Source organism: uncultured Rothia sp. (genome assembly GCF_937976295.1).
Taxonomy (GTDB): domain Bacteria; phylum Actinomycetota; class Actinomycetes; order Actinomycetales; family Micrococcaceae; genus Rothia.
On the sequence record NZ_CALJRY010000283.1, the window covers coordinates 1 to 4598 of the forward strand.

General features: G+C 59.9%; 5 protein-coding genes, 1 tRNA gene and 1 pseudogene. 5 read left to right on the forward strand and 2 right to left on the reverse strand.

The window, feature by feature from the left end:
- Window positions 1–278: pseudogene (locus tag Q0216_RS07485) on the forward strand (hypothetical protein); the annotation flags it as partial.
- 67 nt (window positions 279–345) lie between these two features.
- Window positions 346–789 (forward strand): hypothetical protein, encoded by a 444-nt coding sequence (locus Q0216_RS07490; protein WP_298594202.1) that lies wholly within the window; start codon window positions 346–348, stop codon window positions 787–789.
- A gap of 102 nt (window positions 790–891) precedes the next feature.
- Here the strand turns inward: Q0216_RS07490 and Q0216_RS07495 are convergent.
- Window positions 892–979 (reverse strand) — tRNA-Ser (locus Q0216_RS07495).
- A 125-nt stretch (window positions 980–1104) separates the two neighbouring features.
- On the opposite strand from Q0216_RS07495, the gene Q0216_RS07500 reads away from it, so the two are divergent.
- The 3 genes from Q0216_RS07500 to Q0216_RS07510 all read left to right on the forward strand — a co-directional run bounded on the left by Q0216_RS07500 (window position 1105) and on the right by Q0216_RS07510 (window position 4032).
- Entirely contained in the window at window positions 1105–2115 is a 1011-nt protein-coding gene (locus Q0216_RS07500) for an NAD(P)H-quinone oxidoreductase (protein WP_298594204.1), read from the forward strand.
- Window positions 2116–2365: 250 nt separating this feature from the next.
- The gene (locus Q0216_RS07505; RefSeq protein ID WP_298594206.1) at window positions 2366–2905 is read left to right on the forward strand and encodes a dehydrogenase; all 540 of its coding nucleotides are present in this window, start codon (window positions 2366–2368) and stop codon (window positions 2903–2905) included.
- A gap of 251 nt (window positions 2906–3156) precedes the next feature.
- Window positions 3157–4032: a CoA ester lyase gene (locus Q0216_RS07510; RefSeq protein WP_298594208.1), complete on the forward strand. Its 876-nt coding sequence runs from the start codon at window positions 3157–3159 to the stop codon at window positions 4030–4032.
- A gap of 126 nt (window positions 4033–4158) precedes the next feature.
- Here Q0216_RS07510 and Q0216_RS07515 read toward each other — a convergent pair whose 3' ends face one another.
- Window positions 4159–4425: a hypothetical protein gene (locus Q0216_RS07515; protein ID WP_298594209.1), complete on the reverse strand. Its 267-nt coding sequence runs from the start codon at window positions 4423–4425 to the stop codon at window positions 4159–4161.
- Window positions 4426–4598 lie beyond the last annotated feature (173 nt).

Consider the following 4598-nt stretch of genomic DNA (forward strand, 5'->3'; position numbering starts at 1 on the left):
AGAGAAGAGAGCCTTCTGAATGGGGTCTGGGGGAACGAGCCTCCCAACTCTCACTCGCCTTCGGCGTGCTCAGTCTTGTCAGCGTTGCGGTATGGGGCTGGTGGCTTTTTGGTATCCCTTCCGTTGTTCTGGGTGCTCTTGGTCTTTGGAAGGCTAAGGAGGCAGATCGCTACGGTGCGATTCCTGCTGCGGGTCGTGTGCTGAGTTGGGTGGCCATTGTCAGTTTTGTGCTCGTGAACGCCTGGACACTGTGGGTGTGGTTTAACACCAGCCGATAGGTGCATCGGTGAAAGCCCAAGCCGAGGTTATTAACTAGTGTGTGGAATATGAAAGGTTGTGGATGCGATGTCGCAGCTACCCCAAAATAATGAAGCTTTTGATTACAATCCCGAATACGCCAAGCTCTACCAAGCGAACGATAGCCAGCCGTCCGACGTTGAGGACACGGACGATTGGACGCAACCTGCGAGCGAGCTACTTCCCGAGGTGCAAGGGGCACAAGACGGTAAAAAGGCAGCGAACGTCTCCCTACTCTTTGGCTTCCTCGGCCTCCTGTTTTTCTTTCTAGGGTGCTGGTGGTTTGTTCATGATTTTGACAGTGGTGGTCTTCGGATAGTTATCGTTGCGCCGTTGCTCAACGTCCTGGGCGCCTGGCAGGGGCGGGTAGCGAATCGGCACGGTGTGCCTGCCCTAGCGGGTCGTATTCTCAGCTGGGCGGGTGTAATTTTTGCCCTTCCCTTCGCCGTCCTCGGCGCATTGTTCTTAATTGTTCTGACCGGCGGCATATAACGATGCCCTCGGCAACTCAAAACGGCGTATGCAAAAATCCCCGCTCCTCACTACGAGGAACGGGGCTCTTTGCGCTCCACATGTGGAGCAGAAGCTATAACGCGGATGGTAAGGGATTTGAACCCTTGAGACGGGGTTACCGCCTACTGGTTTTCAAGACCAGCTCCTTCGGCCGCTCGGACAACCATCCATACGCACCAGAGACCGGCATTTTATAACAATGCCGTGCCGCAGGGCACTACGAGATTATCTCATGCGATAAGCTTTCTGTAAATCGCGCACCAACGATGGTGCTTCCGGCAATGAGGAGGACTCATGAGAGCAATTATTGAGAACAATCACGGTGGACCTGAGGCTCTGAAAATCAGCGAAGTCCCCGCCCCCGTACCCCGATCCCACGAAGTTCTCATCCGTGTTCACGCCGCCGGAATCAACCGCGCCGACGCCCTGCAACGCCGCGGATTCTACCCGCCGCCCGCCGGGGCGAGTCCCATCTACGGCCTCGAAGTAGCCGGCGTTATTGAGGCGGTCGGTGAGGGCGCCTCCGTGGAGAATCGTGGCACCTCCGTCATGGCGCTACTACCTGGAGGCGGCTACGCCGACTACGTGACCGTCCCCGTAGACCACGTGCTACCCGTACCCGAACAGCTGAGCTTCACCGAAGCCGCCGGCATTCCCGAAGTCGCGGCAACCGTCTACTCGAACCTGGTGCTCACCTGCGGTATGAGCATGAACCCCGCCGAAAACCTTAAGGAAGACGGCGAACCCGCGGTGGTGCTCATTCACGGCGGTACCGGCGGTATCGGTGTGCACGCCATTCAGCTGGCGCTCGCCGCGGGCACTCGTGTGTTTGCGACCGTCAGCGCCGAGGAAAAAGCAGAATATGTGCGCTCACTAGGTGCTGAACCGATTATCTATACCGAACATTCGTTCCGTGAAGTGCTGCTGGCTGAAACCGGCGGCCGCGGCGCCGATTACATCCTCGACGTCGTGGGCGGAAAGTACCTGGACGATAACCTGCACACCCTCGCCGACGGCGGGCACCTGTGCATTATCGGTCTGCAGGGCGGCGCCAAAGCAGAAGTGAACCTGGGCTACATGCTTTCTCGCCGCCTGTCGGTGCACGCCACGAGCCTGCGCACCCGTTCGGACCGGCAGAAGGCTGAGATTCTGCGCGGTGTACGCGAACACGTGCTGCCGCTCATCGAATCCGGCAGAATCGGCGTGGGCCTGGACCGCGTCTTCGATATGGAGGAGGCGGCTGCCGCCCACGAATACTTCGACTCGGGTCAGCATCGCGGCAAGATTGTGCTGCGCATGGTCTAAAAATCGTTGCGCTCCCCGAGGTGCTACTTTAGGCGGGTGTGCCGCTTCGGGTGGGTGCCGCGGGGAGTGTCGCGTGAGGGGCGTGATGAAAATCCGGGTCGAAATGATTAACCGGCAGCTGACATCTCGTCACTAAAAGAGATTTAGGGTAACCTAAGTATAGGGAGGTTTGCGGGTCGCCGCAGAGCCCAACGCCGGCAGCCTCCACCGACCAACAAACACGGCACACACACCACGCAGAGGAGGACACATGGGACTTAAAAGCTACCTGCAATCACGCCGCGACGACGCCGAACTCGGCAAAGGCATCTGGCGCCGATCCCACGACCGGTTCATTCGCGGTATTGACCGCTTCCACCAGGTCCTCGAACGTCTAGCGGCAACCGATTCGTCCGCCTCCATGATCGAGCTTATTGTGCCGGACGCCAACGCGCTCGCCGACCTCATCCCGCGCGTGCGCGCCGTCGCCTTGGAAGCGCACCGCCTCGCCCCCAGCGACGGCGATATTCCCGCCTCCCCATTCGGCACCTACTCCGACCTGAACCGCGCCCTCTCCAAGGCGGGTAACGCCGTGGCACTCTGCGCGGAAGCGCTCGCCATGGCACGTTGCTTCGGCAATTGTGTGAATAGCTGCGACCGCCAGGTGAGCGTGCACCGCCGCGTGGAAACCGTCATCCAGCACATTGAGGATGCCGAACGTCTGATTCAGCGCGCCCAGAAGGAAGCAACCGGCGAGCTGATCTTCGACGATGGAATCCCCGTGGGCCGCACCCAACTGGTCGAGGCGTAGCGCTGGTTGAGGTGGAGCACTGGTGAGGCATGGCATAGGGGCCTAAATCGCGGTCAACAGGCGAGTTAGTTTGATGTGCACTTCAACAGGCGATACGCTTAAAGAAGAGGTGTAGGACACTTCTTGTGCGGTTCCGTCACAATGGAGGTGACGACTGACGCGATGGTACGCGCGGAAGAACCGCAGGCTTTTTCCTGCCCCTCTACGGCACAACCCAATGCATAAACAATTCACGGAAGAAGTCACACACCATGTTTGAATTCCACCGCAACGAGCGTGCGCGTCAGCTGCGCCCCAGCCTCTCACGCTCCTGGCTCCTCGTGCGCGCCAACTCCACCGAAGAAGTTTTTGAAGAGGCTTTCGAATCCGAAGCTGACTCCATCATCATCGACCTCGAAGACGGCTGCCCCCCTGAAGAGAAGGACGCCGCCCGCGAACAGGTCGTCCGTATGCTCAACTCCGGCGTCGTCGCATGGGTGCGAATCAACGCCATCACCACCGAACACTGGTGGAAGGACGTCAAGGCCCTCAAGAACGTGAAGGGCCTGCGAGGCGTCATGCTCGCCACCGCAGAGCACGCCACCGACATCGACCGCACCGCAGCTGAACTGCCCGCCGGTACCCCCATCATCGCGCTGATTGAGTCCGCACTCGGCGTGCACCACTCGGTGGATATTGCCCGCGCAATCGGCACCTTCCGCCTCGCATTCGGCGCAGGCGACTACCGCCGCGACACCGGCTCCTCCGCAACCCCCATGGCGCTCGCCTATGTGCGTTCGCAGCTGGTCATCGCCTCCACCCTGGGCGGTCTGCCCGGCCCCATCGACGGCCCGACCCTCGGCGCATACGGCGCTGACCTCTCCAAGGCATGCGGCTACGCGAACGACCACGGCATGACCGGTAAGATTACCCTGGACATCCGCCAGGCGGAGACCATCAACGCGGCATTCTCCCCCAGCGAGATCGAAATCGAAGAAGCACACCAGATGCTCGACGTGCCCCTCGACGGTCCCCGCGACGGCTCCTACCTGCCGCGTTACCTGCGTGCAAAGAAGGTCAAGGAACTCGCCAAGGTTTACGGCCTGTGGGGCAAGACCGACAGCGACTTCCAGCGTGCCTCCAAGTAAGGTGCTGGCGTAAAGTACACGCGTAAAAAGCCGCGCATCCGAGCCCTGAACGGGGAACCGGATGCGCGGCTTTTGTCTACCTAAAACCTCATGAGGCTACAGCCTGGCGGGCTGCCGGTCAGCAGTCTAGTTGCGGGGCGACTTGCCGCCCGTCAACGCATGAGCACACACGTACGAAGTCACCAAAGAAATCACAATCGGCACCAAGAACGAGGTGTCATCCTCATACACGGAACGGTAGAAGAACCACACCGCCAAGGAAACCACCAGCGCCAACACGTACACCAGAGCAAAACGCATAGTCGGGCTCATCGGGCGCGACGAACCCGCGGAGGCGCGACCCGCCTGCAAACGGCTCTGCAGGCGCTGAGTATGCGAAGAACGAGAAGACATGAGAATCTCCTAAAAATCGACGGTGACATCCTGCGAGATACATGACATCTCTCAGATGCTAAAAACCGCCGCAACACACCGGAAACCGGCACGCGTTACGGCGGATGTGGAGCCCCCAGTGGGATTCGAACCCACGACCTTTTCTTTACGAGGGAAATGCTCTACCCCTGAGC